Origin of the sequence: Rhodococcus sp. ACT016, assembly GCF_050477185.1 — a bacterium.
Classification (GTDB): Bacteria; Actinomycetota; Actinomycetes; order Mycobacteriales; family Mycobacteriaceae; genus Prescottella.
Genome location: NZ_JBEAET010000001.1, coordinates 3,647,200 through 3,672,548, shown reverse-complemented (window position 1 = coordinate 3,672,548; position 25,349 = coordinate 3,647,200). Strand labels below are relative to the sequence as shown.

Genomic DNA, 25,349 nt, shown 5'->3' with positions numbered 1-25,349 from the left:
CGGGCGGGCCCGCAAGCCGACACCGCGGTGGGCGGGCTGTCGGCTGGGTCTGGGTAACAGGAGACCGTCCCGGCGACTTCCGGGGCCAGCGGTCGTGCCGAGGTACGGAACGCGCCCTCGCGCGAGGAGAGATGTCGCGTCGAACATGGCTACCCGAACACGTATTTCACAGCTGCTGCACCCGGTGGTTGTGTCCGACAGCACAGGAGAACCCATGCTCGCAGCCGTCGCCGTCGCCCAGAACGCCGCCGATCCGCTGAGCGGACTCGAGCTTCGCGAGGTGCCCGAACCGGTCGTTCCCGACGGCTGGGCCAAGGTCGCGGTGCGCTCGTCCGCGCTCAACATGCACGACGTGTGGACCCTGCGCGGCGTCGGTCACCCGGCCGACCGGATCCCGATGATCCTCGGCTGCGACGCCGCCGGCGTCGACGAGGACGGCAACGAGGTGATCATCTACCCGGTGATCGCCGACGCCGACGGAGGCATGGGCGACGAGACGCTCGACCCGAACCGGGCGCTGCTGTCGGAACAGCACGACGGTTCGTTCGCCGAGTACCTGGTGGTGCCGAAGCGCAACCTGATCCCCAAGCCGGCGTGGCTGTCGTTCGACGAGGCCGCGTGCCTGCCCGTCGCATGGACCACCGCGTACCGGATGCTGTTCACACAGGCACAGATCAAGGCCGGCGATCGTGTCCTGGTGCAGGGGGCGGGCGGCGGCGTCGCGACCGCTGCGATCAGCCTGGCAGCCGCGGCGGGCGCCAAGGTGTACGCCGCGAGCCGCAGCGCCGACAAGCGCGCGAGCGCGCTCGAGCTCGGTGCGCACACGGCGGTCGAGGCCGGGGCCCGGCTGCCCGAGAAGGTCGACGTGGTCATCGAGACCGTCGGCGAGGCGACGTGGGGGCACTCGATGCGCGCGCTGCGTCCGGGCGGCACGATCGTGATCGCCGGCGCGACGTCCGGATCGAACCCGCCCGCGGACCTGACCCGCATCTTCTACCTGCAGCAGCGCATCCTCGGGTCGACGGGTTGTACCCGCGCCGAGCTGGTGGCGATGCTGCGCATGATGGAGGCCACCGGCCTGCGGCCCAGGATCGACCGGGTGATCCCGTTGCAGGACATCCATGCCGGGTTCCAGGCCATGATCGACGGTGACGTCAACGGAAAGGTCGTGGTGAAGGTCTCATGAGCATCTGGATCGGCGATCCCACCATCGAGATCGCCAACGAGAAGGGGGCCGACACCCTCAATCGCAACCTCGGCATCGAGATCACCGAGATGACCGAGAACTCGCTGAAGGGCCGGATGCCGGTCGACGAGCGGACCAAGCAGCCCGCCGGCGTACTGCACGGCGGTGCGTCGGTCGCGCTGGCCGAGACGCTCGCGAGCTGGGCATCCATCTTCGCCGTCGATCGCAGCCGGTTCCACTGCGTGGGTATGGAAATCAACGCCAACCACGTGCGCCCGGTGAGTTCGGGGTGGGTCCACGGCGAGGCGTCGCCGCTCGCGTTGGGCCGCAAGACTCACGTGTGGGAGATCAAGATCGTGAACGACGAGGGCAAGCTGGTGTGCGTGTCCCGTTGCACCATGGCGGTGCTGGAGATGCCTTCCCAGTACTGACATCCGTTACCTGGAAGTGGCGCCGGAGCATTCGCTCCGGCGCCACTTTCGTCTTTCGGGACGGCGTGCGTGTGCTGTCGGAAATGTCCGGTGTTCCGCCTGACGGCACGCATCCTCGCCTGTGGCGCGGGTCACGGCGAGGATTTCCGCCGACGTGGTCGTGGTCACACCTTCGCCCCTGCGATCCGCACGGGCGGCATCCATGAAAGGCGTTCTCAATGACGGCAATTGCTCCATTGCACGCGGAGGTCTCCGGTACACACCGCATGCCGGTCAGGGCCCTGTTCGCTGCCGGTCTCGGCAACGCGATCGAGTGGTTCGACTGGACGGTATACGCCACCTTCTCGATCTACTTCGCGACGCAGATCTTCCCGCCCGGCAATCAGGCACTCGCGCTCATGAGCACGTTCGCGACGTACGCGCTCGCCTTCTTCTTCCGGCCGCTCGGCGGCATCCTGATCGGCCGGATCTCCGACATGCGCGGGCGCAAGGTGGGTCTGGTCGTGACCGTGGCCCTCATGGCCGGCGGGTCGCTCGTGTTCGCGATGTTGCCCACCTACGAACAGGTCGGCTGGCTCGCCCCGGTCCTGCTGCTCGCTGCCCGTGTCTTCCAGGGCATCTCGATGGGCGGCGAGACGTCGAGCGCGTCGTCGTACCTGGCCGAGATCGCCCCGCCGGACCGTCGCGGGCGGTACTCGTCGGTGTACTACATGTCGACCGGTGTCGCGGTCCTGCTCGCGTCCCTGCTCGGCGTCGCCGCAACCAAGTTGCTCACCGACGAGCAGTTGAACACGTGGGGCTGGCGCGTCCCGTTCGTGATCGGTGCTCTCCTGGGTCTGCTCGCGCTCTGGCTGCGCCGCAACCTCGACGAGACCGAGATGTCGAAGAAGGCGCAGGCCGAGGCGGTCCAGGTGCGTCACCCGCTGCGTACGACGCTGCGCAACCATCCGCGCGCCGTCGTCCACCTCATCGGCTTCATCATGATGCCGTGCCTGGCGTACTACACCTTCTACTCGGCGATCACCCCGTACGCCGTCAAGGGCCAGGGCGCCGACCCGTCCGACGTCTTCGTGGCGCTGTCGATCGGCACGTTGTTCTTCATCGCGCTGCAGTACCCCGCCGGTGCGTTCTCGGACCGGTTCGGGCGCAAACCGCAGCTGCTGGTCTACTGCGCCTTCATGGCGGTGTTCACCGTTCCGGCGTCGTTCCTGATCGGTCCGGGTCTGGCAAACATGGTCGTGCTCTTCGTGATCGGCCTTGCGGTGTTCACCATCAACACCTCGATCGTGCCGTGCACGATGGCCGAGATGTTCCCGACCAAGCTGCGCGGAATCGGCATCGGCACCTGGTACAACGTCACCGTCGCGCTGTTCGGCGGCACCGCACCTCTGCTGATGACTTCGCTCATGGCCGCCGGGCTCGGTCGGTACTTCTTCGTCTACCTCGCGGTGTGTGCCGTGGTTTCGGGCGCGATCGTCGCGACGATGCCCGAGACGAAGGGCAAGGTGCTCGAGTAGGCGAGCGCAGCGGACGCGAGCGCACGCCGCCCTTGAGTGCTGGCACTCTCATGTATAGAGTGCTAGTCGACGCTGAGCGAGTCCCGGCACCCGCGACGACGGGGCCCGTGAGGAGTCACCGTGGTGACTGAACTGATCGTGGTCCGAGGAACAGCCTCGGACCCAACGAACCCCTGAAAGTGGAGGGCTCATCGTGGCGAGCGTGAACATCAAGCCGCTTGAGGACAAGATCCTCGTCCAGGCCAACGAGGCCGAGACGACGACTGCCTCCGGCCTGGTCATCCCCGACACGGCGAAGGAGAAGCCCCAGGAGGGCACCGTCGTCGCCGTTGGCCCCGGCCGCTGGGACGAGGACGGCGAGAAGCGCATCCCGCTGGACGTCCAGGAAGGCGACACCGTCATCTACAGCAAGTACGGCGGAACCGAGATCAAGTACGCCGGCCAGGAGTACCTGATCCTGTCGGCTCGCGACGTGCTGGCTGTCGTCGCCAAGTAAGCCTCACGCCTCCCGCCCCGGAGTTCCGCATCGGACCCGGGGCGGAGTGCGTTTCGGGATGAAACCCTGAGCCAGGAGAAGCTGAATCAATGTCCAAGCAAATTGAGTTCAACGAGAAGGCCCGGCGTGCGCTCGAGCGCGGCGTAGACCAGCTCGCCGACGCCGTCAAGGTCACCATCGGCCCGCGCGGTCGGCATGTCGTGCTGGCCAAGGCCTTCGGCGGCCCCACCGTCACCAACGACGGTGTGAGCATCGCCCGCGAGATCGAGCTCGAGGATCCGTTCGAGAACCTCGGCGCGCAGCTCGTCAAGAGCGTCGCCACCAAGACCAACGATGTCGCCGGTGACGGCACCACCACTGCCACTGTTCTCGCCCAGGCGCTCGTCAAGGCCGGTCTGAAGAATGTTGCGGCAGGCGCCAATCCGATCGCGCTCGGCGTCGGTATCGCGAAGGCCGCCGATGCGGTCTCCGATGCCCTGATCGCCGCCGCCACGCCGGTCGAGGACAAGAACGCCATTGCGCAGGTCGCCACCGTCTCGTCCCGCGACGAGGAGATCGGCGAGATGGTCGGCGAGGCCATGACCCGCGTCGGCGTCGACGGTGTCGTGACGGTCGAGGAGTCCTCGACCCTGCACACCGAGCTCGTCGTCACCGAGGGCGTCCAGTTCGACAAGGGCTTCCTGTCGCCCTACTTCATCACCGACATCGATGCGCAGCAGGCGATCCTGGAGGACGCGCTCGTCCTCCTCTACCGCGAGAAGATCAGCTCGCTGCCCGAGTTCCTGCCGCTGCTCGAGAAGATCGCCGAATCCGGCAAGCCGGTCCTGATCATCGCCGAGGACATCGAGGGCGAGTCGCTGTCGACGCTCGTCGTGAACTCGATCCGCAAGACGCTCAAGGCCGTTGCCGTCAAGGCTCCGTTCTTCGGTGACCGTCGCAAGGCGTTCCTCGAGGACCTGGCCGTCGTCACCGCGGGCACCGTCATCACGGCGGACATGGGCGTCACGCTCAAGGATGCGGGCCTGGATCTGCTGGGTAGCGCACGTCGTGTCGTCGTCACCAAGGACGAGACCACGATCGTCGACGGCGCCGGCACCGAGGCCGACATCGAGGCCCGGGTCGGCCAGCTCAAGCGTGAGATCGAGAACACCGACTCCGACTGGGACCGCGAGAAGCTCGAGGAGCGCCTGGCGAAGCTGGCCGGCGGCGTCGCCGTCATCAAGGTCGGCGCGGCCACCGAGACCGACCTCAAGGAGCGCAAGTTCCGTGTCGAGGACGCGGTCAACGCTGCCAAGGCTGCGGTCGAGGAGGGCATCGTCCCCGGTGGCGGTTCCGCCATCGTGCAGGCCGGTCTGGCCCTCACCGACCTCGCCGCGTCGCTCTCCGGCGACGAGGCGACCGGTGTCGAGGTCGTGCGTACCGCGCTCGAGGCTCCGCTGTACTGGATCGCCACCAACGCCGGTCTCGACGGTGCCGTCGTGGTCAGCAAGGTCTCCGAGGCGCCCAAGGGCCACGGCTTCAACGCCGCGACCCTCACCTACGGCGACCTCGTCGCCGAGGGCGTCGTCGACCCGGTCAAGGTGACGCGGTCCGCCGTCGTCAACGCGGCCTCTGTCGCGCGCATGGTGCTCACCACGGAGAGCGCCGTCGTCGAGAAGCCCACCGAGGAAGCAGCGGATCACGGCCACGGCCACGCTCACTGATCTCCTCAGACTCCGCTGACAGCGAAGACCCCCGGACGAATTCGTCCGGGGGTCTTCGTGTTTCGGGCTATCCCCTTATGCGATTCGCCGGCGAGACTGCCTGGTCAGCATCTCCCGCTCGGCCTCCGACATCCCTCCCCAGATCCCGTACGGCTCGGACACCGCCAGGGCGTGGTTGCGGCACTGGGTCAGCACCGGGCAACGCCGGCACATCTCCTTGGCGCGGTTCTCCCTCTGGGCCCGGGCACGGCCACGCTCGCCGTCCGGGTGGAAGAACACGGAGGAATCGACGCCACGACACAGCCCTCGCATCTGCCAGTCCCAGATGTCGGCATTCGGGCCGGGAAGGTGATTAGGAACAGGCATCAGTACTCCTCTGTCAGCAGGCTCGCGATGAAGCTGCGAGCGGCCCGCCACCCCCCGTGGATGACGGGACCAATGAAATCGGTCACGCACAGGCAACCGTAAAGGGGTATACGAAATCACGTCAATACTTTCGTCGAGTGGCGGTTTACATATCTCCCGCGCGAAGAATTAACGAGCTGGTCATTTACATCGTCATGCTGGTGTGATTGCGTAGTCCCTACGCAGGCTGGTGACGTCGGCGCAGGTCGATGCGCGCCTTACCTGGACGATCGTCCGGAGCCGATGTCCGATTTTGTTACTCGGGAGTATTGTCCGACGGTTCTCGTTAACCGGTTGGCCACATATTCTTCAAAATTGAAGCAAACTGCGCGAGTTTCCGCTGATCGGGATGTGGTGCAGAATTTAAACGGTCGTCCAGTTGGAGAAATCCGACAAATCCGATAGTTCCTCTCCCGTATCGAGTCGGTCGGTTCGAATGTCCCGCAGGCCACGGTGAGATGATCACCGGATGCTTCGTGACGTTGCGTTCGGCCCGGACCCCGGGCGAAACCCGCTGCCGGCGCCCGGCGATCCCTTCGGACGGTGGCTGCGTGCCGTGGCGCTCGGTGGTCAGGGGCGTTATGCCCGAGCCCGCGCCGAACTCGAGGTGGTACGGCGGTCGACCGCGTCGCCGGCGATCGTGTCGCTCGCGGCCAGCACGCAGGCGTCGCTGCTTCGGCAACTGGGCTCCCACGCCCTGGCTGCCGGGTACGACGGCACTGCCCTGGCTCTGGTCGGGACGACCCCCGTGGGCAACCCGTCGGATGCGGGGTTGTGGCACGAAGCGCGATGCGACGCGCTCACCGGGCTCGCGGCCGACGCCCTCGGCTGCGGTCGGCTGGCCCTGGGGCACCGACTGCTGGAGCGGTGCGCTGCCTACCTCGACGACCGCGGGGACGCGGACGGGCTGTGGCGTCAGCACGTGCGACTGCACTGGGTCGCCGCGGAGATCGCGCTGGCGTCCGGTGATTTCGCGACGGCGACGACGCATGCGCAGGCGGCCGTCGACCGATCCGCCGACGGTCCGTCCGTCCGGCACCGCGTCAAGTCGGCACTGCTGTTCGCGGCCGCCGCCACCGGCCGACCGACGTCGGACCTGGCGCTCGAGACCGCCGAACGGGTGGAGGCCGACAGCGCCGCCCACGGACTCGTGCCGTTGCGGTGGGCCGCTGCGATGCTCGTCGACGGTGTCCGGCCCAGCACCGCCGCGCGAGCCGTCCGGGACGAATGCGCAGCTGAAATCGGGCGCCGGGGCGGGAACTTCGCGAAATGACCGTCGGATATCGGAACGTTGTACTGTCCGGTCGGACTGTGTCGTTACTCTTACAGACGTTCCGTCGTGAGACGGAAGCACACCCGGCTGGGGGGACGTGCCACTGTAACGCCAGGATTCGCTCTGACGATGTCTAACACGGGTGAGGAGTTGAACTCCGTCGTCGCCGCTGCGGCACAGGGCGACCGGAGCGCTCTGTCCCAGGTCTTGCAGACAATTCGCCCGCTTGTCGTGCGCTACTGCCGGGCGCGGGTCGGGGCCGCGGAGCGGGGCAATCTGTCCCCGGACGACGTTGCGCAGGAGGTGTGCCTGGCCGTCATGACCGCGCTGCCGCGCTACCAGGACCAGGGCCGTCCCTTCATGGCGTTCGTCTACGGCATCGCCGCTCACAAGGTTGCCGACGCGCACCGAAACGCGGCGCGTAACAAATCCGATCCAGTTGCTGAAGTACCAGATGTCGTTTCCTCCGAAGACGGTCCCGAAGACCGGGCGCTGAGTTCGGAGACGAGCCGACAGGTGAACGCGCTGCTGGAAACGCTTCCCGAGAAGCATCGCGAGATCCTCGTTCTGCGGCTCGTCGTCGGCCTGTCGGCGGAGGAGACGGCGGCGGCGGTAGGAAGTACCGCCGGTGCAGTGCGCGTGGCTCAGCACCGAGCCATCGCGAAGTTGAAGAAGGAAGTGACGAGAGCAGGTGAGAGACATGGCTAGGGGACACAATGGCGAGCCGGGCGATCCCTACGCTGATCTCGCCGGGAACGGCAATCCGGTCGACGTCTCGGCGGTGCGTCGCGACGACGCGCTGATCGACGCGATCGCGGGAGGCGATCCCGTTGCGACCGACAGTCCCGAGGAATACCAGGTCGCTGCGCTGCTCTCCAACTGGCGCACCGAGATCCTCGCGCAGCCGATGCCCGCCGAGCCGGACCTCGACGACATCGTCGAGCGCGTCCACCGTGAGCTCGAGGCGCAAGGATCCCTCTCCACGCGCACCCGATCTGGTCGCAGCCAACTTCGCCTGCTCCGTCCGATCGCAGCCGCGGCAGCGGTCGTCGCGATTGCGATGGGCGGGATGACGATCTTCTCGTACAACGCCGAACCCGGCGATCCGTTGTGGGGCGTCAAGCAGGTCGTCTTCACCGAGCGTGCCGCCTCGACCGTCGCGAAGATCGACACAACCTCGAACCTGCAGGACGCCGAGCGGCTCATCGCCTCCGGTGACACGGCCGGTGCCAAGGCCAAGCTCGATTCCGCCGGCGCTCGCGCGAGCGACGTCAACGAGGCGAGCACCCGCAACGAACTGAACGGGTGGCGAGACCGGCTCTTGACACAACTGGAGAAGGCCACGCCGCCGCCCCCGCCGACCGCCCCGCCGACGGCGACGCCGTCGGAGTCGACGGCCGCCGCGGAGTCCTCGTCGGTGCTGGGCTCGCAAACCGCCTCGCCGATGTCGGGAGGCGCGGGCACGACGCAGAACCCGGAGTCGCCGTCGACCATCCCGGGCACCCCCACCGCGCCGGAGTCGTCCGCGTCGGCGACCGCGACCCCGTCGCAGCCTCCCGTGTCGTCCTCGCCGGCGACCGCGACACCGACCACCACCCCGACGTCGTCTCCCGCGACGTCGACCACGCGGGCGACGAGCGGATCCGCGGGCGGCACGTCGCCGTCGCCGACCGGCTGACACCGGCGGCACGCACCACTACGCGAAAATGACCACGGCCCGGCAAGTTTCCTTGCCGGGCCGTGGTCGTCGTCTGTGTGCTGCGCCTCAGAGGTCGAAGCTGTCGCCGTGGAGCGCGTCGTTCATCGAGGCGTCCGCGTACCCGCGGCAGTAGTCCCACGTCACGTACGCGTCGGGCGACGGATCGTAGGCCGGCTCGTGCGGGCGGACCGTGCCGTCCACCAGCAACTGGAGCAGGTTCGCGCGCAGCATGTCCCAGTCGTGGTAGTGGTCCTGCTGGCAGTCCTCGCAGCACACGACCAGCCCGCGGATGCCGCGGTGGCTGAGCAGTGCCTCGTAGACGGCGAGGTCCGCGAGGTCCTCTTCCACGGCGAGACGCTCGTGGGGGTCCAGCGGCTGTCCCGGCTCGATCGCGTCGAGCGCAGCGGACGGGTCGGCGGGGTCGCCGGCGAAGGGGTCCGGAGGAAGACCGGGAGGCAGTTGATCGCGCACAAGACCACGGTACGCAGGTCAGCCCGGTCTGCGCTAGCTGATAGCGCCCGGTGAGTCGCCGGGAGCGCCCGTGTGCCCTCTCGGGCGAGCCGATACCATGGTCAGGGACGGGCGGACGACGTCGCACGACGGTCGCGCCTCCCGCCGCTTCTTCCTTTAATCGATCGACGCTTCATGGAGGGCCCGAGCCGCATGAGTAGTTCCGCAGGGCACGTGCACACCGGGGGAGACGACCCGAACAAGGTTGCGATGCTGGGTCTCACCTTCGACGACGTGCTGCTGCTGCCGGCGGCATCCGACGTCGTCCCGAACCAGGTGGACACCTCGAGCCAGTTGACTCGCGAGATCCGCCTGAACGTTCCGCTGGTGAGTTCCGCGATGGACACTGTCACCGAATCGCGCATGGCCATCGCCATGGCGCGGGCCGGCGGCATGGGCGTCCTGCACCGCAACTCGTCCATCGAGGCGCAGGCCGGATGGGTCGAGACTGTCAAGCGGTCCGAGGCGGGCATGGTCACCGACCCGGTGACGTGCAAGCCGACGAACACGCTCGCCGAGGTCGACGCGATGTGCGCGCGCTTCCGGATCTCGGGTCTTCCGGTCACCGACGACGCCGGACAGCTCGTCGGCATCATCACCAACCGCGACATGCGGTTCGAGGTCGACCAGAACCGTCAGGTCGCAGAGGTGATGACCAAGGCGCCGCTGATCACCGCCCGCGAGGGCGTCACCGCCGAGGTCGCGCTCGGCCTGCTGCGTCGCCACAAGATCGAGAAGCTGCCGATCGTCGACGGCCACGGCAAGCTCACCGGCCTGATCACGGTCAAGGACTTCGTCAAGACCGAGCAGCACCCCAACGCCACCAAGGACCGCGACGGCCGTCTCCTGGTCGGCGCCGCGGTCGGCGTCGGCGACGAGGCCTGGACCCGCGCCATGACGCTCGCGGATGCAGGCGTCGACGTCCTCATCGTCGACAGTGCACACGGCCACTCCCGCGGCGTGCTCGAGATGATCTCCAAGCTCAAGGGTGAGATCGGCGACCGCGTCCAGCTGATCGGCGGCAACGTCGCCACCCGCTCCGGCGCGCTGGCGCTGATCGAGGCCGGCGCGGACGCCGTCAAGGTCGGTGTCGGCCCCGGCTCCATCTGCACCACGCGTGTCATCGCCGGTGTCGGCGCCCCGCAGATCACCGCGATCCTCGAGGCCACTGCGGCGGCCAAGGCGCACGGCGTGCCGGTCATCGCCGACGGCGGCCTGCAGTTCTCCGGCGACGTCGCCAAGGCCCTCGCGGCCGGTGCGTCCACCGCGATGCTCGGCTCGCTCCTCGCGGGCACGGCCGAGTCGCCGGGTGAGCTGATCCTGGTGAACGGCAAGCAGTTCAAGAGCTACCGCGGCATGGGCTCGCTCGGCGCGATGCAGGGACGTGGCCAGGGCAAGTCGTACTCCAAGGACCGCTACTTCCAGGACGACGTCCTCGCCGAGGACAAGCTCGTTCCGGAGGGCATCGAGGGGCGGGTGCCGTTCCGCGGTCCGCTGTCGCAGGTCATCCACCAGCTGACCGGCGGTCTGCGTGCGGCGATGGGCTACACCGGCTCCGCCACCATCGAGCAGCTGCAGCATGCGCAGTTCGTCCAGATCACCGCGGCAGGCCTCAAGGAGAGCCATCCGCACGACATCACCATGACGGTCGAAGCGCCGAACTACGCTGCCCGCTGAGCACACTCCGCTAAGCACACAACACAATCGAGAAAGGGGCGCGCGTGCGCGACCTCGTCGAAATCGGCATGGGCAGGACTGCCCGACGCACCTACGAGTTGGACGACATCAACATCGTTCCCTCTCGCCGGACCCGTTCCTCCAAGGAGGTGTCGACGGCCTGGCAGATCGATGCGTACCGCTTCGACATCCCGGTGCTGGCTCATCCGACCGACGCGCTGGTGTCGCCGTCGTTCGCGATCGAGCTCGGCAAGGCCGGTGGTCTCGGTGTGATCAACGGTGAGGGCCTGTGGGGTCGGCACGCCGACGTCGAGGGCAAGCTCGCCGAGCTGGCGGAGCTGGCCGAGAAGGAGGTCGATCCCGACGCCGCGGTTGCGCGCTTGCAGGAACTGCACGCCGCACCGCTGCAGCCGGGTCTGCTGGCCGCCGCCGTCGCGCAGGTGCGCGACGCCGGCGTCACCACGGCCGTCCGGGTCAGCCCGCAGAACGCTCGCGCGCTCACCCCGGAGCTGATCAAGGCCGGGGTCGACCTGCTGGTCGTCCACGGCACGATCATCTCGGCCGAGCACGTCGCGCACGGCGAGAGCGAGCCGCTCAACCTCAAGACGTTCATCTCCGAGCTGGACGTCCCGGTCATCGCCGGCGGCGTGAGCGACCACCGCACCGCGCTGCACCTGATGCGGACCGGTGCGGCCGGTGTGATCGTCGGCTACGGCTCGACCGAGGGCGCCACCACCACCCGTGAGGTGCTGGGCATCGGCGTGCCGATGGCGACCGCGATCGCCGACGCCGCCGCGGCCCGCCGCGACTACCTCGACGAGACCGGCGGACGGTACGTGCACGTCATCGCCGACGGCGACATCACCACGTCGGGCGACTTCGCGAAGGCCATCGCGTGCGGTGCCGACGCGGCCGTCCTCGGTGCGCCCCTCGCGGTCGCGCAGGAGGCCCCGGGTGGCGGTTGGTTCTGGCCGTCCGCCGCCGCGCACCCGTCGATGCCGCGCGGTTCGCTGCTGCCGGTGTCGTACGGCGAGCGTCCGAGCCTGGCGCAGGTGCTGAACGGGCCGTCCGACGACCCGTACGGTTCGCTCAACTTCGTCGGTGGCCTGCGCCGTTCGATGGCGAAGTCGGGCTACTCGGACCTCAAGGAGTTCCAGAAGGTCGGCCTGAGCGTTCGCGCCTGATCCACCTCTTCCCGTGTGGCCCGGCACCTCGGTGCCGGGCCACACGTGTGTTTCGGGGATCCGCCACCGTTGGTGCGACCGGTGGTTACAGTTAGGACACCCTTGTGGCTCGAGTCACAGGTAGGCGGTGCATACTGGCGAGTAACAAATCTGGTTCTCCGGTGGAGGTATCCCATGGGCAAGCAGCGCGCAACCGACTACGACGTGCTCGTCGTCGGCTCAGGATTCGGTGGCAGCGTCACCGCGCTCCGGCTGGTCGAGAAGGGCTACAAGGTCGGTGTGCTCGAGGCGGGGCGCCGCTACGCCGACTCGGACTTCGCCAAGACCAGCTGGGATCTCAAGCGGTTCCTGTGGGCACCGGCGCTGGGCTGCTACGGCATCCAGCGGGTGCACCTGCTGCGCGACGTCCTGATCCTCGCCGGCGCCGGAGTGGGCGGCGGCTCGCTCAACTACGCCAACACGCTGTACAAGCCGCCGGCGTCGTTCTTCGAGGACCCGCAGTGGCGTGACATCACCGACTGGGACGCCGAACTCACGCCGCATTACGAGCAGGCCCGCAAGATGCTCGGCGTGGTGCAGAACCCGCACATGACGCCCGCGGACGAGGTCATCAAGTCGGTCGCCGAGGACATGGGCGTCGGTGACACGTTCATCCAGACGCCGGTCGGTGTGTTCTTCGGAGAGCCCGGCAAGACGGTCGAGGATCCCTACTTTGGCGGTGCCGGACCGGCGCGCACCGGCTGCATCGAGTGCGGCGAATGTATGACCGGTTGCCGCCACGGCGCCAAGAACACGCTGATCAAGAACTACCTCGGGCTCGCCGAGAAGGCCGGTGCGACGATCGTCCCGATGACGACGGTCGAAGCGCTGCACGAGGCCTCCGACGGGACGTGGGATGTCGTCACGCACCGCACCGGCGCGAAGGTCCGCAAGAACCACAAGACCTACACCGCGAAGTATGTCGTCGTGGCCGCCGGCACGTGGGGCACCCAGCACCTGCTGCACAAGATGAAGGACACCGGTGCGCTGCCGAAGCTGTCGGACCGCCTCGGCGAGCTCACCCGCACGAACTCCGAGTCGATCGTCGGCGCCGGGAAGATGAAGGTCGATCCGGCGATGGACCTCACCCACGGCGTCGCGATCACGTCGTCGTTCCATCCGACGTCCGACACCCACATCGAGCCGGTCCGCTACGGCAAGGGCTCCAACGCGATGGGCCTGCTGCAGACGCTCATGACCGACGGCGGTGGCACGACGCCACGCTTCGTGAAGCTGCTTAAGACGATCGCCGCGAACCCCGGGCAGATGCTCCGGATGCTGTCGGTGAAGAACTGGAGCGAGCGCACGATCATCGCGCTCGTCATGCAGAACCTCGACAACTCGATCACCACGTACACCAAGCGGGGCGTCCTCGGACGCCGCAAGGTCACCAGTAAGCAGGGCCACGGCGAGCCGAACCCGACGTGGATCCCGGTCGGCAACGAGGCCACCCGACGGATCGCCGACAAGATCGACGGCATCGCCGGCGGCACCTGGGGCGAGGTGTTCAACATCCCGCTCACCGCCCATTTCCTGGGCGGCTGCACCATCGGCGCCGACGCCGACCACGGCGTGATCGACCCGTACCACCGCGTGTACGGGTACCCGACGCTCAGCGTCGTCGACGGTGCCGCCGTCTCGGCGAACCTGGGCGTGAACCCGTCGCTGACGATCAGCGCGCAGGCGGAGCGGGCGGCGTCGCTGTGGCCGAACAATGGTGAGCAGGACATTCGGCCCGCACAGGGCGCCTCGTACGAGCGCCTGGCGGCCGTCGCGCCGAACGAGCCGGTGGTCCCCGCGGGTGCGCCGGCCGCGCTGACGCTGCCGATCGTCGAGATCCGGGGTGGTCAGAAGGAGGACAAGGGGGCCGGCTCCGGAGTCGCCTAGTCCCGGGGCAAGCGGCGGAGCTGCGCATATTAGACTGTGCAGGTGTCAGAAACCCAGCAGGACAGGCCGGTTCTCGTAGTCGACTTCGGAGCCCAGTACGCGCAGCTGATTGCTCGCCGCGTACGCGAGGCGAAGGTGTATTCGGAAGTGGTGCCGCACACCACGACCGTCGAGGAGATCGCGGCCAAGAAGCCGCTCGCGGTCGTCCTGTCGGGTGGCCCGTCCAGCGTGTACGAGGAGGGTGCGCCGCAGCTCGACGCCGCCCTGTTCGACCTGGGTATCCCGGTCTTCGGCATCTGCTACGGCTTCCAGGCGATGGCCAACGCCCTCGGCGGCACCGTCGCGCACACCGGTGGACGCGAGTACGGCCGCACCGAGATGACCGTCTCGGGCGGCGTCCTGCACGACGGCCTGCCCGCGACGCAGCCGGTGTGGATGAGCCACGGCGACGGCGTCACGGCCGCGCCCGAGGGCTTCGAGGTGACGGCGTCGAGCGCCGGCGCGCCGGTCGCCGCGTTCGAGGACCGCGCCCGCAAGCTCGCCGGCGTCCAGTACCACCCCGAGGTCCTGCACTCGCCGCACGGTCAGCAGGTGCTCAGCCGCTTCCTGCACGAGATCGCCGAGATCCCCGGCGCGTGGACGGCCGCGAACATCGCGGACGCGCTGATCGAGCAGGTGCGTGAGCAGGTCGGCGACGGCAAGGCCATCTGTGGTCTGTCCGGTGGCGTCGACTCGGCGGTTGCCGCGGCGCTCGTGCAGCGCGCGATCGGTGACCGCCTCACGTGCGTGTTCGTCGACCACGGCCTGATGCGTGCCGGTGAGCGCCAGCAGGTCGAGAAGGACTTCGTCGCCGCGACCGGCGCCCGCCTGGTGACCGTCGACGCGTCCGAGACGTTCCTGCGTGAACTGGCCGGCGTGTCCGATCCGGAGACCAAGCGCAAGATCATCGGCCGCGAGTTCATCCGCAGCTTCGAGGGCGCGGTGTCCGAGGTGCTCGGCGAGAGCGCTGCGCACGGCGAGACCGTCGACTTCCTCGTCCAGGGCACGCTGTACCCGGACGTCGTCGAGTCCGGCGGCGGCACCGGCACCGCGAACATCAAGAGCCACCACAACGTCGGTGGTCTGCCCGAGGACCTGCAGTTCAAGCTGGTCGAGCCGCTGCGTCTGCTGTTCAAGGACGAGGTGCGTGCCGTCGGCCGCGAGCTGGGTCTGCCCGAGGAGATCGTCGGACGCCAGCCGTTCCCGGGCCCGGGCCTGGGTATCCGCATCATCGGCGAGGTGACGCAGGAGCGCCTCGAGATCCTGCGCCACGCGGACTCGATCGCGCGCGAGGAACTCACCGCCGCCGGCCTCGATGGCCAGATCTGGCAGTGCCCTGTGGTGCTGCTCGCGGACGTCCGCAGCGTCGGCGTCCAGGGCGACGGCCGCACGTACGGTCACCCGATCGTGCTGCGTCCGGTCTCCAGCGAGGACGCCATGACCGCCGACTGGACCCGTCTGCCGTACGAGGTCCTCGAGCGCATCTCGACCCGCATCACGAACGAGGTCGCGGACGTCAACCGCGTCGTGCTCGACGTCACCAGCAAGCCGCCGGGAACGATCGAGTGGGAGTGATCCCCGAATGACGAAGGGCGCCTTGGCTATCCGGCCGAGGCGCCCTTCGTTGTTCCCGGGTGGTTACCGGCGGCGACGGGGCGCGAACACCAGCGCCACGCCGATTGCCACGGCCGCGATCACGAACAGCCAACGGGTCTCGACGTCCGCGAGTGGTGCGAGCGAGAACGGCCCGATCAGGGCCCAGACGCTGACGAGCAGTGCGGCCAGTCCGGCGAGGAGCAGACCCACCGACGGGCGCCGGGACGCCCTCGGGGTGGACTGCTCGGTCGTCTCCTCGGCGCGGGGTTCCGAGTTCATGCGGGGTTCCGAGTTCTCAGCGTATTCAGCCACGTTCGACACGCACCTCTCCGACCTTGTTGTCGATCTTCACCGTCAGGACCGGTCCGGCGGTGCCGTCGGCGCCGCCGTCGACGTAGCCGTCGCCGATGCAAATCTTGTCGCCGACGGTCACCGAGCAGTCGCTCCGGACGTTCATGTTCTGCGGCACGATCACCGTGTAGTTGCCGAGCTTGCCCTCGACACGAACCTCGCGGTCCGTGGTCAGGTCGACGTGCGTGAGGTCGAGCGTGAAGTCGCCGGCGGTGCCCGTGTAGACGGGGGCGAGTTCGGCCAGGGTGTTCGGGGTCCACACCTGGTGCCCGACCTTGGTCTCGTCCCAGTTCATCGGTCCGACGATCGACGCGAGGATGACGAATCCCAGGAGCGGGAACGTGACCACGAGCAATCCGTACCCGCGGCGCAGGAAGGCGCCGAGGAGGAGTCCGACGCCGATCACCGCGAGCGAGATCGCGCCGATCCGGCCGGGGGACAACCATTCCGAGCCGACCGCGGCCGACACCGCCGCGGCGGCCGCCGCCGCCAGGATCGCCAGGCCGAGGACCACCGACGTGAACCGGGAGCGCTTGCGGGGCGGTTCCACCGGCAGTGCGGGTGGGCTCGCCGGTTCGGGTAGATCCCACGCGAACGGCGCGACGCCCAGTGGGTCCCAGGCGGGCGGCGTCGGATCGCCGGTCTCCGGGCGGTCGTCGCCGGTGGCGTCCTGCTGGCGGGGCGGGGTGGGTTCGTAGTGGTCGGGCAGCCGCGTGTACGGGCTGTAGGCCGGCGGCGGGTACGCGCCCGCCTGCGCCGTCTGGAACGGCGTGACCGGGTAGCCGGCCATCGTCTGCGTGACACTCGCCGGAAGTGCCGGGGGGACGGGCTGCCGCTGATAGAGGAGCCACAGCCCACCGAGCATGAGGGCGAAGCTGATGAACACCGAGCCGCCCATGCCGAAGCCGATCGGACCGATCGTGCTCAGGGCGATCGCGAGTGCGACGACGAGGACGACGGTCTTGGTCCCGGACTGCGAGCTCCGTCCCCGTCCGAGCAGCGATTCGGCCGGTGACACCTGGTCGCCGGGCTTGCTGAGCAGCAGCCAGCCGGCGAGGTACAGGATGATGCCTGCCCCGCCGAAGAGCGTCGACACGACGAACGCGACCCGTACCAGGATGGGGTCGACGCCGTAGCGGTGGCCGATCCCGGCCGCGACACCGGCGACGTGGCCCTGCTTAGGCAGTCGCAGCGGGCGGGTTCGCCACAGGTCGTGAAGCTGATCGGAAAAGCTCCCAGTCGTCATGCGTCAATCGTGCCGCCGACCCCGCGGTCCGGACCATCGGGAACTACCCTGATCTTTCCCTGATCCACCGGCCCGCGGCTCCCGGATCTCAGGGTCGGGCCCTGATGTCGGACCGGCGCATTCGTGCCAGGATCGGGACTGTGCAACCTTTGGCCGACCCGAACCAGGCGGTGAATCCCGGACTGTCGGCGGTTCCCGCTCCGATCCCGGACGAAGCCCTCCACCCGAAGCTGCAACGCCGGGTCGGGGGCCGCGTCGTGGGCGGCGTCGCCGGAGGGATCGCCGATCATCTCGACGTCGACGTGTTCAAGGTGCGGGTCGCGTTCACGCTGCTGGCCGCACTGGCTGGCGCGGGCGTCGTCGCCTACGCGCTGCTGTGGATCTTCACCCCGGCGGGCACCGACACCGAGCGGCCTAGTGCCGACGAGCGTCGGCGTGCGCTGGGGTTGGCGGTCATCGGGCTCGCCGGCAGCGCCGCGCTGGCGTGGCTGATCAACGGGACGGCCGCGTCGGTGGTGACGCCGTTCATCGTGGTGGCGCTCGGTGCGGCACTGGTGTGGCGCGAGTTCGACACCGACGGCTCGCGTTCGGTGCTGGGGCTGCCGCAGCGGCCGTCGGTGCTGACCTGGGCCCGGGTCCTCGGCGGAATCACCCTGATCGTCACCGGACTGGGTGTGGTGATTCTCGCCCAGGTCGACATCGCCGCGCTGCGGTCCTCGCTGCTCGCCGTCGTCGTGACGCTCGTCGGGGCGGGCCTGCTCACCGTGCCGCTGTGGCTCAAACTGTGGCGGGCGCTCGGGGAGGAGCGCGCCGCGCGCATCCGTAACGACGAACGCGAGGAGATCGCCTCGCACCTGCACGACTCCGTGCTCCAGACGCTCGCGCTGATCCAGAAGCAGGCCGACTCACCGCAAGAGGTGACCCGGCTCGCGCGCGGGCAGGAACGGGAACTGCGGCGGTGGCTGTTCGGTGGCGGGGAGACAGCGCACACGAGCCTGTCCGAGGCGCTGCAGACGATCGCCGGTGAGGTGGAGGACCACCACGGTGTCACGGTGCGTCCGGTGACCGTCGGCGACGTCGCGCTCGAGACCGAGGGGAAGCCGGGTTCGGGGCTGTCGCGCGAGTCCTTCACCGCGCTGCTCGGCGCCACCCGCGAGTCCCTCGTCAACGCGGCCAAGCACTCGGGCGTGTCGAACATCGACCTGTATGCCGAGACCGAACGCGACCAGGTGAGCATCTTCGTCCGTGACCGCGGCGTCGGGTTCGATCCCGACTCGGTGCCCGAGGACCGGCAGGGTCTGGCGAAGTCGATCCGCGCCCGCATCGAGCGGCGCGGCGGTCGCGTCGAGGTTCGGTCGACACCGGGGAAGGGCACCGAGGTGCGGATCCACATGCCGCGGCCGGTCGGCGACGACCTCGAAGACACGGCCGCCGACGCCGCCGCCGCGGAGGAGGTCGCGGGCGAGACCGGCACCATGTCCTAATCTGGGGCCGTGACGTTCCCGGCTTCCGCTTCGCCCGCTCCCGACAAGTTCCGTGTCTTCCTCGTGGACGACCATGCGGTGTTCCGGGCGGGTGTGCGCGCGGAACTCGGCCGGGAGGCCGACATGGAGGTCGTCGGCGAGGCCGGTGGCGTCGCCGAGGCGATCGCCGGCATCAACGCGCTGCGCCCGCAGGTGGTGCTGCTCGACGTGCACATGCCCGACGGTGGCGGTGTCGCGGTGCTGGGCGGGATCGACTCGGGCCCGGTGTGCCTGGCGCTCAGCGTGTCCGACGCCGCCGAGGACGTGATCGCGGTCATCCGGGCCGGCGCCCGCGGGTACGTGACGAAGACGATCTCCGGTGCCGAACTCGCGGACGGGGTGCGGCGGGTCGCCGGCGGCGACGCGGTGTTCAGCCCGCGGCTCGCGGGGTTCGTGCTGGACTCGTTCACCGGGCGGTCGAGTGTGCCGGAGCCGCCGCTCGACCCGGAACTGGATTCGCTCACGCCCCGCGAGCTCGAGGTGCTGCGACTGCTCGCCCGCGGCTACACCTACCGGGAGATCGCGGAGGAGTTGGTGATCTCGGTGAAGACCGTCGAGACGCATGCGTCGAACGTGCTGCGAAAGACTCAGCAGTCCAACAGGAACGCCCTCACGCGGTGGGCGCACCGGCGTCGGATCGACTGAGCCCGGTCCTCAGAGCGCCAGCGCGACGATCAGCACCACGACGAACGCCAGCACGATGATGCCGACCATGACCGCCATCGCGAGCGGGGCGGCGGCGACGATCTTGCCGCGCAGGTCCGTCGGCGCCTGCGGGCCGGTCAGGCCCTCGGTGAGCTGACGCAGCCACGCCCGCCCGGCCGCCGGGCGAGGAACCGAACTCAGTGGTGTGTTCGGCTGCGCTGCAGGAAGATCCGTGGCCGTCGTGGAGCCGAGCCGGCGTCGGGGGATCGCGGCCGGCGCCGAGCGGTACGCCCAGTGCGGGACGGTGCCGTCGGACGTCTTGACGGGCTCGCCCATCAGCAGTTCGGAATGTCCGGGGGTGTCGGCGTCGAGCGCGACGGCGGCGAGCGCGTCCCGCGCCTGCGCCATCGTGGGGCGCCGGGTCGGGTCGGGTTCGAGCATGTGCAGCAGCGTGTCGGTGAGCGGCCCGCTGAGGCTCGGCCGGTAGATCTCGGCCTTCGCCACCCGGTGCAGCAGCGCGATCGGATCGCTGTCGAGTCCGAACGGCGGCTGCCCCTCGACGACGGTGTACAGCGTGGCGCCGAGGGAGAAGACGTCGCTGGCCTCGGTGGGGTCGTCGCCGCGGGCCACCTCGGGGGCGAAGTAGGCGGGGGTGCCGGTGATGACGCCGGGCTTGCCGCTGGGTGCGTCGCCCTTGGCGCGCGCGATCCCGAAGTCGCTGATCTTGACGACGCCGAGCGCGTCGCCCCGGTCGGCGACGAGGATGTTGCCCGGCTTGATGTCGCGGTGCAGGATGCCGGCCGCGTGCGCGTCGGTGAGGGCGGCGGCGATCTGCGTGCCGATCTGTGCGACCTCGCGCGGCGGGAGGGTGTCGACGAGATTCATGGCCTCGGCGAGACTGCGGGACGGCAGGTACTCCATCACGAGCCACGGTTCGCCCGACTCGACGGCGACGTCGTACATCGCGATCGCGTGATCGTGGGACAACTGCGCGGCGTTGCGTCCCTCACGGAGGGCGCGGTTCCGGATCTCGCGGGCCGCTTCGTCGTCCATGCCGGTGGTGGAGGTGACCTGCTTCACGGCGACCTCGCGGTCGAGGAGCGTGTCGTGTGCGAGCCACACCGCACCCATGCCGCCTCCGCCGAGCTTGGAGCGCAGCCGGTATCTGCCTGCCATCAGGAAGTCCGGTCCGACGACCGCTCGGCTTCGTCGGTCGGATCGGGTGCGTTCCTGCTCAGTCACGCATTCGAGGTTAGTGGATCGGCGGCGTTCGTCTTGACTGGCTGACCCCCGGCGAGCTTTACTGGAGGTGTTCGAATGCATGTTCGAACATCTGTGTGTCGCGTCTTCCCCGCGCGCCGAAACACCTCGGGACCGAAACGCCCCGAGACCAGCACATGTGTTCTCCCGGGGAGTCGATATGACCGAACCAGCCCAGCTGTCCGCACCGCCGCCACCGGCGTCCTCCGAATCTCCGCTGTCGGGGCTGACCCGCCAGCAGCGGCTGGAGTACCTGCGCCGGCGGATTGCGGCGGTGCCGGCCCGTGGCGAGACGGCCGCCCGGGACGCGGCTGGTGCCGGGGATGTCGTGGAACGGGTCCTTCCCGTCCCCGGGCCGCTGGCCGCACTCCTGCCACGCGGTGGGCTGACCCGGGGTTCGGTGGTCTCGGTCTCCGGCGCGACGTCGCTGCTGCTGGGGCTGTTGGCCGCGGTGACGGAGGCGGGTGGGCATGCCGCGGTGATCGGACATCCGAAACTCGGGGTGCTGGCGGCCACCGAGATGGGCGCCCAGTTACGCAGGCTCGCGTTCGTGCCGGACCCCGGGCCGGACCCCGTCGAGGTCGCGGCGGTGCTGCTCGACGGCATGGACCTGGTGGTGCTCGGGCTGGGCGGGATCTCGGTCCCGCCGTCGCGGGCCCGCGCCGTGGTCGCTCGCGCCCGCAGCAGGCAGTCGACGCTGGTGGTGACGGGCGGGCACTGGGGCGGGGCCGAGGTCCGGTTGGAGGCCCGAGTGCGCGGCTACGACGGAGTGGGTCGCGGGGTGGACGGTGGACGCGGTCGGCTGTGTTCGGTCCGGCTGTCGGTGCGGGCGCAGGGGCGGGCGTTCCAGCCGAGGACCGCACGCCTGGACGTGCGGTCGAGTTGCGGGCGGGTCGAGTGGGTTCCGGAGGCCGTCGAGTTGATCCCGGAGGCAGTGGCCCGATGAGCGCACGGGTGCTGGCGGTGTGGTGTCCGGACTGGCCCGCGGTGGCCGCGGCCGCGGCGGCGGACCTGCTGGCCACGGATCCGGTCGCGGTGCTGCATGCCAACCGGGTGATCGCGTGCTCGGCGACGGCGCGGTCGCAGGGGGTGCGCCGCGGGTTGCGACGCCGGGAGGCGCAGGCGAGATGTCCGGAACTTCATGTGGCGCAGTCCGATCCGGAGCGCGATGCGCGACTGTTCGAGTCCGTGGTCACTGCCGTCGACGAGGTGGCGCCCGGCGTGGAGATCCTGCGTCCGGGGCTGCTGGTGCTGGCGGCGCGCGGCGCGATCCGCTACTTCGGGTCGGAGGAAGCCGCGGCCGAGCGGCTCGTCGACGCGGTGGCCGCGGCCGGAGCGGAGTGCCGGATCGGCGTCGCCGACGAACTGTCCACCGCCGTGATCGCGGCCCGCCACGCGGCCCTGATCCCCGTCGGTGACGGGGCGCGGTTCCTGGCCCCGCTGCCGATCGCCGAGATCGCGGCCGAGCCCAGTCTCGCCGCGCCGGAGCGTGGCGACCTGGTGGATCTGTTGCGCCGGCTCGGACTGCGCACCGTCGGCTCCTTCGCGGCGCTGACGGCGGTGGACGTGGCGTCGCGGTTCGGCGCCGACGCGGTCCTCGCGCATCGGGCTGCCCGCGGGGAGCCGGAGCGCCCGCCGTCGGCCCGCGTCCTGCCTCCGGACCTGGAGGTGGAGCAGCGGTGCGATCCGCCGATCGAGCGGGTCGACGCGGCGGCCTTCGCCGGCCGCGCCATGGCCGAGCGGTTGCACGCGAAGCTGTCCGGTGCGGGAGTGGCGTGCACCCGGCTGCAGGTGTCGGCGAGCACCGGGAACGGCGAGCATCTGATCCGGACGTGGCGGTGCGCCGAGCCGCTGACGCCGGAGGGCACCGCGGACCGGGTGCGGTGGCAGTTGGACGGTTGGCTCACCGGTCGCAGCGAGTCCCGGCCCACGGCCGGGATCACGGTGCTGCGCCTCGAACCGGTCGAAGTGGTCACGGCCGGGGCGCTGCAGTTGGGGCTGTGGGGTGGTGTCGGCGAGGAGGACGAACGCGCCCGTCGGGCACTGGTCCGGGTCCAGGGCCTGCTCGGCGGCGAGTCCGTCCAGGTGGGGGTACTCAGCGGCGGCCGTGGCCCGATGGAGCGAATCACGTTGGTGCCCTTGGGAGACGAGCTAGTTCCGGGCGCGGACCCGGCGGCGCCGTGGCCGGGGCGGCTGCCCGAACCGGCGCCGTCGACGGTGCTGCCGAACGTTCCCGCGGTGACGCTGCGGGACCGCTCGGGCGGCGCGGTGGATGTCACCGAGCGGGGGGAGTTCACCGCCGCGCCCGCGAGATTGCGGTGGGGGAGTCGGGAATGGGACGTGCAGGGCTGGGCGGGGCCGTGGCCGGTGGACGAGCGGTGGTGGGACACCTCGGCGGCGCGCGACGCGGCGCGTGCGCAGGTGCTGCTCGCCGAGTCGCGGGCATTGCTTCTGATCTGCGAGGAGGGCAGGTGGGGGGTGGAAGGCATTTACGAATAACCTCGTATACCCATAGGGGGTATACGTTCTTCAGGTATGGACCCACACGGCGAAGCAGTTCACGATCATCACGTGGCGGACGCTCCCGACCACACGGGTGAGCACTCCGGCGACCATTCCGGCCACTCCGGCCATTCGGGTCGTGCCGGTCATACCGGTCACGGGGGACATGCGGGACACGGCGATCACGTCGCCCAGTTCCGCCGGCTCTTCTGGACGATGCTGGTTCTGTCGATCCCGGTGGTCGGCGCCAACATGATGTTCGCCGACCTGGTCGGCTACACGTTGCCGGACAACGCTGCGGTGGAATGGATTTCGCCGCTGTTGGGCACCGTCATGTTCGTGTGGGGCGGGCGTCCGTTCCTCGCCGGCGCGGTGAGCGAGATCCGGGCCCGGCAGCCCGGCATGATGCTGCTCATCTCGCTCGCGATCACCGTCGCGTTCGTCTCCTCGTGGGGTTCGAGTCTCGGTGTGCTCGGCCACGACCTCGACTTCTGGTGGGAACTGGCGCTCCTGATTGTCATCATGCTGCTCGGGCACTGGATCGAGATGCGGTCGCTGGGGCAGGCGTCGAGCGCGCTGGACTCGCTTGTGGCGCTGCTGCCCGACGAGGCCGAGCGTATCGGCGACGACGGCTCCGTCACCACCGTCCCGACGTCCGCTCTGGCACCGGGAAACATCGTCATGGTTCGTCCGGGCGGACGCATTCCGGCCGACGGCCGGATCGTCGAAGGTGTCGGTGACCTCGACGAATCGATGATCACGGGCGAGTCGAGCACTGTGCGCCGCGAGCTCGGGGACCCGGTGGTGGCCGGCACCGTCTCGACCGACTCGGCGCTGCGCGTCGAGATCACTGCGGTCGGCAACGACACCGCACTGGCCGGGATCCAGCGGCTGGTCGCGGAGGCCCAGAGTTCGTCGTCCCGCGCACAGGTGCTGGCCGATCGGGCCGCCGCGATGCTGTTCTGGTTCGCCCTCGTCGCGGCGGTGATCACGCTGACCGTGTGGTCGATCTTCGGCACCCCGGAGGACGCCATCACCCGGACCATCACGGTCCTGGTCATCGCGTGCCCGCACGCGCTGGGCCTGGCGATCCCGCTCGTCGTGTCGATCGCCACCGAACGGGCCGCCCGTGCCGGTGTGCTGATCACCGACCGGCGTGCGCTCGAGGCGATGCGCACCGTCGACACCGTGCTGTTCGACAAGACCGGCACCCTCACCAAGGGTGAGCCGGCCCTCGTCGCGGCCGGCGCCGTGCCGGGCGTGGGTGAGGACACCCTCGTCGCACTCGCGGCCGCCGTCGAGCGCGACAGCGAGCATCCGCTGGGACGTGCGATCGTCGCGGCCGCCGACCATCGGGGGCTGCGAATCCCGCAGGCCACCGCGTTCGAGGCCCGCAACGGGGTCGGTGTGACCGCGACCGTCGACGGATCGGAGATCAGCGTCGGCGGGCCGGGCATGCTCGACAGCCACCGGGCGTCGGCGCTGCCGGTGTCGGAGGAGTGGGCGGCGCAGGGTTCGACGGTGCTGCACGTCCTGCGCGACAGCCGGGTGATCGGCGCGCTCGGGCTCGCCGACGAGATCCGCCCCGAATCCCGGGACGCGATCGCGGCACTGCACGCGCGAGGCGTGCAGGTCGTGATGCTGACCGGCGACGCCTACGCCGTCGCGCGGGCGGTCGGCGACGACCTCGGCATCGACGATGTGATCGCCGGCGTCCTGCCGCAGGACAAGGGGGCGAAGGTCAAGGAACTGCAGGCGTCGGGGCGCACGGTCGCGATGGTGGGCGACGGCGTCAACGACGCGCCCGCGCTCGCGCAGGCCGACGTCGGCATCGCGATCGGCGCCGGCACCGACGTCGCGATCGCATCCGCCGGGGTCGTGCTGGTCAGCGACGATCCCCGCGCCGTGGTCTCGGTGATCGAGTTGTCGCACGCGACGTATCGGAAGATGGTGCAGAACCTCGCCTGGGCGGCGGGCTACAACGTGCTCTCGGTGCCACTCGCGGCGGGCGTGCTGGCGCCCGTCGGATTCGTGCTGCCGATGGAGGTGGGCGCGATCCTTATGTCGGCGTCGACGGTCGTGGTGGCGGCCAACGCACAGTTGCTGCGCCGGCTGAACCTGACCCCGCAGCGGCTGACCCGATCGGTTCCCGAGCGGGAGCCCGACTACGCTCGGTGATC

The 25,349-nt window shown here is 69.5% G+C and carries 22 protein-coding genes; 17 read left to right on the top strand and 5 right to left on the bottom strand.

All coding sequences use genetic code 11. From position 1 onward, the window contains the following. Positions 1-214: 214 nt before the first annotated feature. From ACQ5DX_RS16915 to groL, 5 genes are all read left to right on the top strand, one after another. Positions 215-1,186, top strand: coding sequence for a zinc-binding dehydrogenase (locus ACQ5DX_RS16915; RefSeq protein WP_430333686.1), 972 nt, complete (start codon positions 215-217; stop codon positions 1,184-1,186). Next, complete coding sequence (locus ACQ5DX_RS16910; RefSeq protein WP_430333685.1) at positions 1,183-1,617, top strand: hotdog fold thioesterase; 435 nt, start codon at positions 1,183-1,185, stop codon at positions 1,615-1,617. Before ACQ5DX_RS16915 ends, ACQ5DX_RS16910 begins: the two co-directional genes overlap by 4 nt. Positions 1,618-1,835: 218 nt before the next feature. Continuing rightward, the gene (locus ACQ5DX_RS16905) at positions 1,836-3,134 is read left to right on the top strand and encodes an MFS transporter (protein ID WP_430333684.1); all 1,299 of its coding nucleotides are present in this window, start codon (positions 1,836-1,838) and stop codon (positions 3,132-3,134) included. Positions 3,135-3,327: 193 nt separating this feature from the next. Continuing rightward, positions 3,328-3,630, top strand: coding sequence for a co-chaperone GroES (gene groES / locus ACQ5DX_RS16900; RefSeq protein WP_005518479.1), 303 nt, complete (start codon positions 3,328-3,330; stop codon positions 3,628-3,630). Between the two features lie 89 nt (positions 3,631-3,719). After that, a complete protein-coding gene (gene groL, locus ACQ5DX_RS16895) occupies positions 3,720-5,333 on the top strand; it encodes a chaperonin GroEL (protein ID WP_430333683.1) in 1,614 nt (537 codons plus the stop codon). Between the two features lie 75 nt (positions 5,334-5,408). On the opposite strand, the gene ACQ5DX_RS16890 is transcribed toward groL, so the two are convergent. Beyond that, positions 5,409-5,699, bottom strand: coding sequence for a WhiB family transcriptional regulator (locus tag ACQ5DX_RS16890; protein ID WP_430333682.1), 291 nt, complete (start codon positions 5,697-5,699; stop codon positions 5,409-5,411). 508 nt (positions 5,700-6,207) lie between these two features. Between ACQ5DX_RS16890 and ACQ5DX_RS16885 the strand changes: the two genes are divergently transcribed. From ACQ5DX_RS16885 to ACQ5DX_RS16875, 3 genes are all read left to right on the top strand, one after another. After that, positions 6,208-7,011, top strand: coding sequence for a hypothetical protein (locus ACQ5DX_RS16885; RefSeq protein WP_430333681.1), 804 nt, complete (start codon positions 6,208-6,210; stop codon positions 7,009-7,011). Positions 7,012-7,140: 129 nt separating this feature from the next. Beyond that, positions 7,141-7,719, top strand: coding sequence for a sigma-70 family RNA polymerase sigma factor (locus tag ACQ5DX_RS16880; protein WP_430333680.1), 579 nt, complete (start codon positions 7,141-7,143; stop codon positions 7,717-7,719). Next, positions 7,712-8,689, top strand: coding sequence for an anti-sigma-D factor RsdA (locus tag ACQ5DX_RS16875; RefSeq protein ID WP_430333679.1), 978 nt, complete (start codon positions 7,712-7,714; stop codon positions 8,687-8,689). Before ACQ5DX_RS16880 ends, ACQ5DX_RS16875 begins: the two co-directional genes overlap by 8 nt. Positions 8,690-8,776: 87 nt before the next feature. Here ACQ5DX_RS16875 and ACQ5DX_RS16870 read toward each other — a convergent pair whose 3' ends face one another. Beyond that, positions 8,777-9,181: a DUF5319 domain-containing protein gene (locus tag ACQ5DX_RS16870; RefSeq protein WP_430333678.1), complete on the bottom strand. Its 405-nt coding sequence runs from the start codon at positions 9,179-9,181 to the stop codon at positions 8,777-8,779. A gap of 192 nt (positions 9,182-9,373) precedes the next feature. Here ACQ5DX_RS16870 and guaB point away from each other — a divergent pair, with 192 nt between their 5' ends. The 4 genes from guaB to guaA all read left to right on the top strand — a co-directional run bounded on the left by guaB (position 9,374) and on the right by guaA (position 15,621). Next, positions 9,374-10,897, top strand: a complete 1,524-nt coding sequence (guaB, locus tag ACQ5DX_RS16865; protein ID WP_430333677.1) for an IMP dehydrogenase — start codon at positions 9,374-9,376, stop codon at positions 10,895-10,897. Positions 10,898-10,941: 44 nt separating this feature from the next. Continuing rightward, positions 10,942-12,081, top strand: a complete 1,140-nt coding sequence (locus tag ACQ5DX_RS16860) for a GuaB3 family IMP dehydrogenase-related protein (RefSeq protein WP_430333676.1) — start codon at positions 10,942-10,944, stop codon at positions 12,079-12,081. Between the two features lie 174 nt (positions 12,082-12,255). After that, positions 12,256-14,007, top strand: coding sequence for a GMC family oxidoreductase N-terminal domain-containing protein (locus tag ACQ5DX_RS16855; RefSeq protein ID WP_430333675.1), 1,752 nt, complete (start codon positions 12,256-12,258; stop codon positions 14,005-14,007). Positions 14,008-14,049: 42 nt separating this feature from the next. After that, complete coding sequence (gene guaA, locus ACQ5DX_RS16850; protein WP_430333674.1) at positions 14,050-15,621, top strand: glutamine-hydrolyzing GMP synthase; 1,572 nt, start codon at positions 14,050-14,052, stop codon at positions 15,619-15,621. 63 nt (positions 15,622-15,684) lie between these two features. On the opposite strand, the gene ACQ5DX_RS16845 is transcribed toward guaA, so the two are convergent. Both ACQ5DX_RS16845 and ACQ5DX_RS16840 read right to left on the bottom strand, forming a co-directional pair. Next, complete coding sequence (locus ACQ5DX_RS16845) at positions 15,685-15,921, bottom strand: hypothetical protein (protein WP_430333673.1); 237 nt, start codon at positions 15,919-15,921, stop codon at positions 15,685-15,687. Between the two features lie 25 nt (positions 15,922-15,946). Further along, on the bottom strand, positions 15,947-17,239 hold the full coding sequence (locus ACQ5DX_RS16840; protein ID WP_430333672.1) for a PspC domain-containing protein: 1,293 nt from the start codon (positions 17,237-17,239) through the stop codon (positions 15,947-15,949). 104 nt (positions 17,240-17,343) lie between these two features. Between ACQ5DX_RS16840 and ACQ5DX_RS16835 the strand changes: the two genes are divergently transcribed. Together ACQ5DX_RS16835 and ACQ5DX_RS16830 are read left to right on the top strand one after the other, a co-directional pair. Beyond that, positions 17,344-18,723, top strand: coding sequence for a PspC domain-containing protein (locus tag ACQ5DX_RS16835; protein WP_430333671.1), 1,380 nt, complete (start codon positions 17,344-17,346; stop codon positions 18,721-18,723). 9 nt (positions 18,724-18,732) lie between these two features. After that, entirely contained in the window at positions 18,733-19,407 is a 675-nt protein-coding gene (locus ACQ5DX_RS16830; RefSeq protein WP_430333670.1) for a response regulator, read from the top strand. Between the two features lie 9 nt (positions 19,408-19,416). On the opposite strand, the gene ACQ5DX_RS16825 is transcribed toward ACQ5DX_RS16830, so the two are convergent. Then, the gene (locus ACQ5DX_RS16825; protein ID WP_430333669.1) at positions 19,417-20,649 is read right to left on the bottom strand and encodes a serine/threonine-protein kinase; all 1,233 of its coding nucleotides are present in this window, start codon (positions 20,647-20,649) and stop codon (positions 19,417-19,419) included. A 178-nt stretch (positions 20,650-20,827) separates the two neighbouring features. Between ACQ5DX_RS16825 and ACQ5DX_RS16820 the strand changes: the two genes are divergently transcribed. The 3 genes from ACQ5DX_RS16820 to ACQ5DX_RS16810 are packed head-to-tail and all read left to right on the top strand — an operon-like array spanning position 20,828 to position 25,347. After that, a complete protein-coding gene (locus tag ACQ5DX_RS16820) occupies positions 20,828-21,613 on the top strand; it encodes a hypothetical protein (protein WP_430333668.1) in 786 nt (261 codons plus the stop codon). Beyond that, positions 21,610-23,166 carry a DNA polymerase Y family protein gene (locus tag ACQ5DX_RS16815; RefSeq protein ID WP_430333667.1) on the top strand — a complete coding sequence of 519 codons (1,557 nt, stop codon included), beginning with the start codon at positions 21,610-21,612 and terminating at the stop codon, positions 23,164-23,166. The genes ACQ5DX_RS16820 and ACQ5DX_RS16815 overlap by 4 nt, the downstream gene beginning before the upstream one ends. 36 nt (positions 23,167-23,202) lie before the next feature. Beyond that, entirely contained in the window at positions 23,203-25,347 is a 2,145-nt protein-coding gene (locus ACQ5DX_RS16810; RefSeq protein WP_430333666.1) for a heavy metal translocating P-type ATPase, read from the top strand. The last annotated feature ends 2 nt before the right edge of the window (positions 25,348-25,349 follow it).

Coding starts and splice junctions, on each gene's coding strand:
- ACQ5DX_RS16815 (WP_430333667.1), top strand. CDS start 21,610: ATGAGCGCACGGGTGCTGGCGGTGTGGTGTCCGGACTGGCCCGCGGTG.
- ACQ5DX_RS16810 (WP_430333666.1), top strand. CDS start 23,203: ATGGACCCACACGGCGAAGCAGTTCACGATCATCACGTGGCGGACGCT.
- ACQ5DX_RS16915 (WP_430333686.1), top strand. CDS start 215: ATGCTCGCAGCCGTCGCCGTCGCCCAGAACGCCGCCGATCCGCTGAGC.
- ACQ5DX_RS16905 (WP_430333684.1), top strand. CDS start 1,836: ATGACGGCAATTGCTCCATTGCACGCGGAGGTCTCCGGTACACACCGC.
- ACQ5DX_RS16910 (WP_430333685.1), top strand. CDS start 1,183: ATGAGCATCTGGATCGGCGATCCCACCATCGAGATCGCCAACGAGAAG.
- ACQ5DX_RS16880 (WP_430333680.1), top strand. CDS start 7,141: ATGTCTAACACGGGTGAGGAGTTGAACTCCGTCGTCGCCGCTGCGGCA.
- guaB (WP_430333677.1), top strand. CDS start 9,374: ATGAGTAGTTCCGCAGGGCACGTGCACACCGGGGGAGACGACCCGAAC.
- ACQ5DX_RS16845 (WP_430333673.1), bottom strand. CDS start 15,921: ATGAACTCGGAACCCCGCGCCGAGGAGACGACCGAGCAGTCCACCCCG.
- ACQ5DX_RS16890 (WP_430333682.1), bottom strand. CDS start 5,699: ATGCCTGTTCCTAATCACCTTCCCGGCCCGAATGCCGACATCTGGGAC.
- ACQ5DX_RS16885 (WP_430333681.1), top strand. CDS start 6,208: ATGCTTCGTGACGTTGCGTTCGGCCCGGACCCCGGGCGAAACCCGCTG.
- ACQ5DX_RS16840 (WP_430333672.1), bottom strand. CDS start 17,239: ATGACGACTGGGAGCTTTTCCGATCAGCTTCACGACCTGTGGCGAACC.
- ACQ5DX_RS16875 (WP_430333679.1), top strand. CDS start 7,712: ATGGCTAGGGGACACAATGGCGAGCCGGGCGATCCCTACGCTGATCTC.
- ACQ5DX_RS16820 (WP_430333668.1), top strand. CDS start 20,828: ATGACCGAACCAGCCCAGCTGTCCGCACCGCCGCCACCGGCGTCCTCC.
- ACQ5DX_RS16855 (WP_430333675.1), top strand. CDS start 12,256: ATGGGCAAGCAGCGCGCAACCGACTACGACGTGCTCGTCGTCGGCTCA.
- ACQ5DX_RS16835 (WP_430333671.1), top strand. CDS start 17,344: ATGTCGGACCGGCGCATTCGTGCCAGGATCGGGACTGTGCAACCTTTG.
- groL (WP_430333683.1), top strand. CDS start 3,720: ATGTCCAAGCAAATTGAGTTCAACGAGAAGGCCCGGCGTGCGCTCGAG.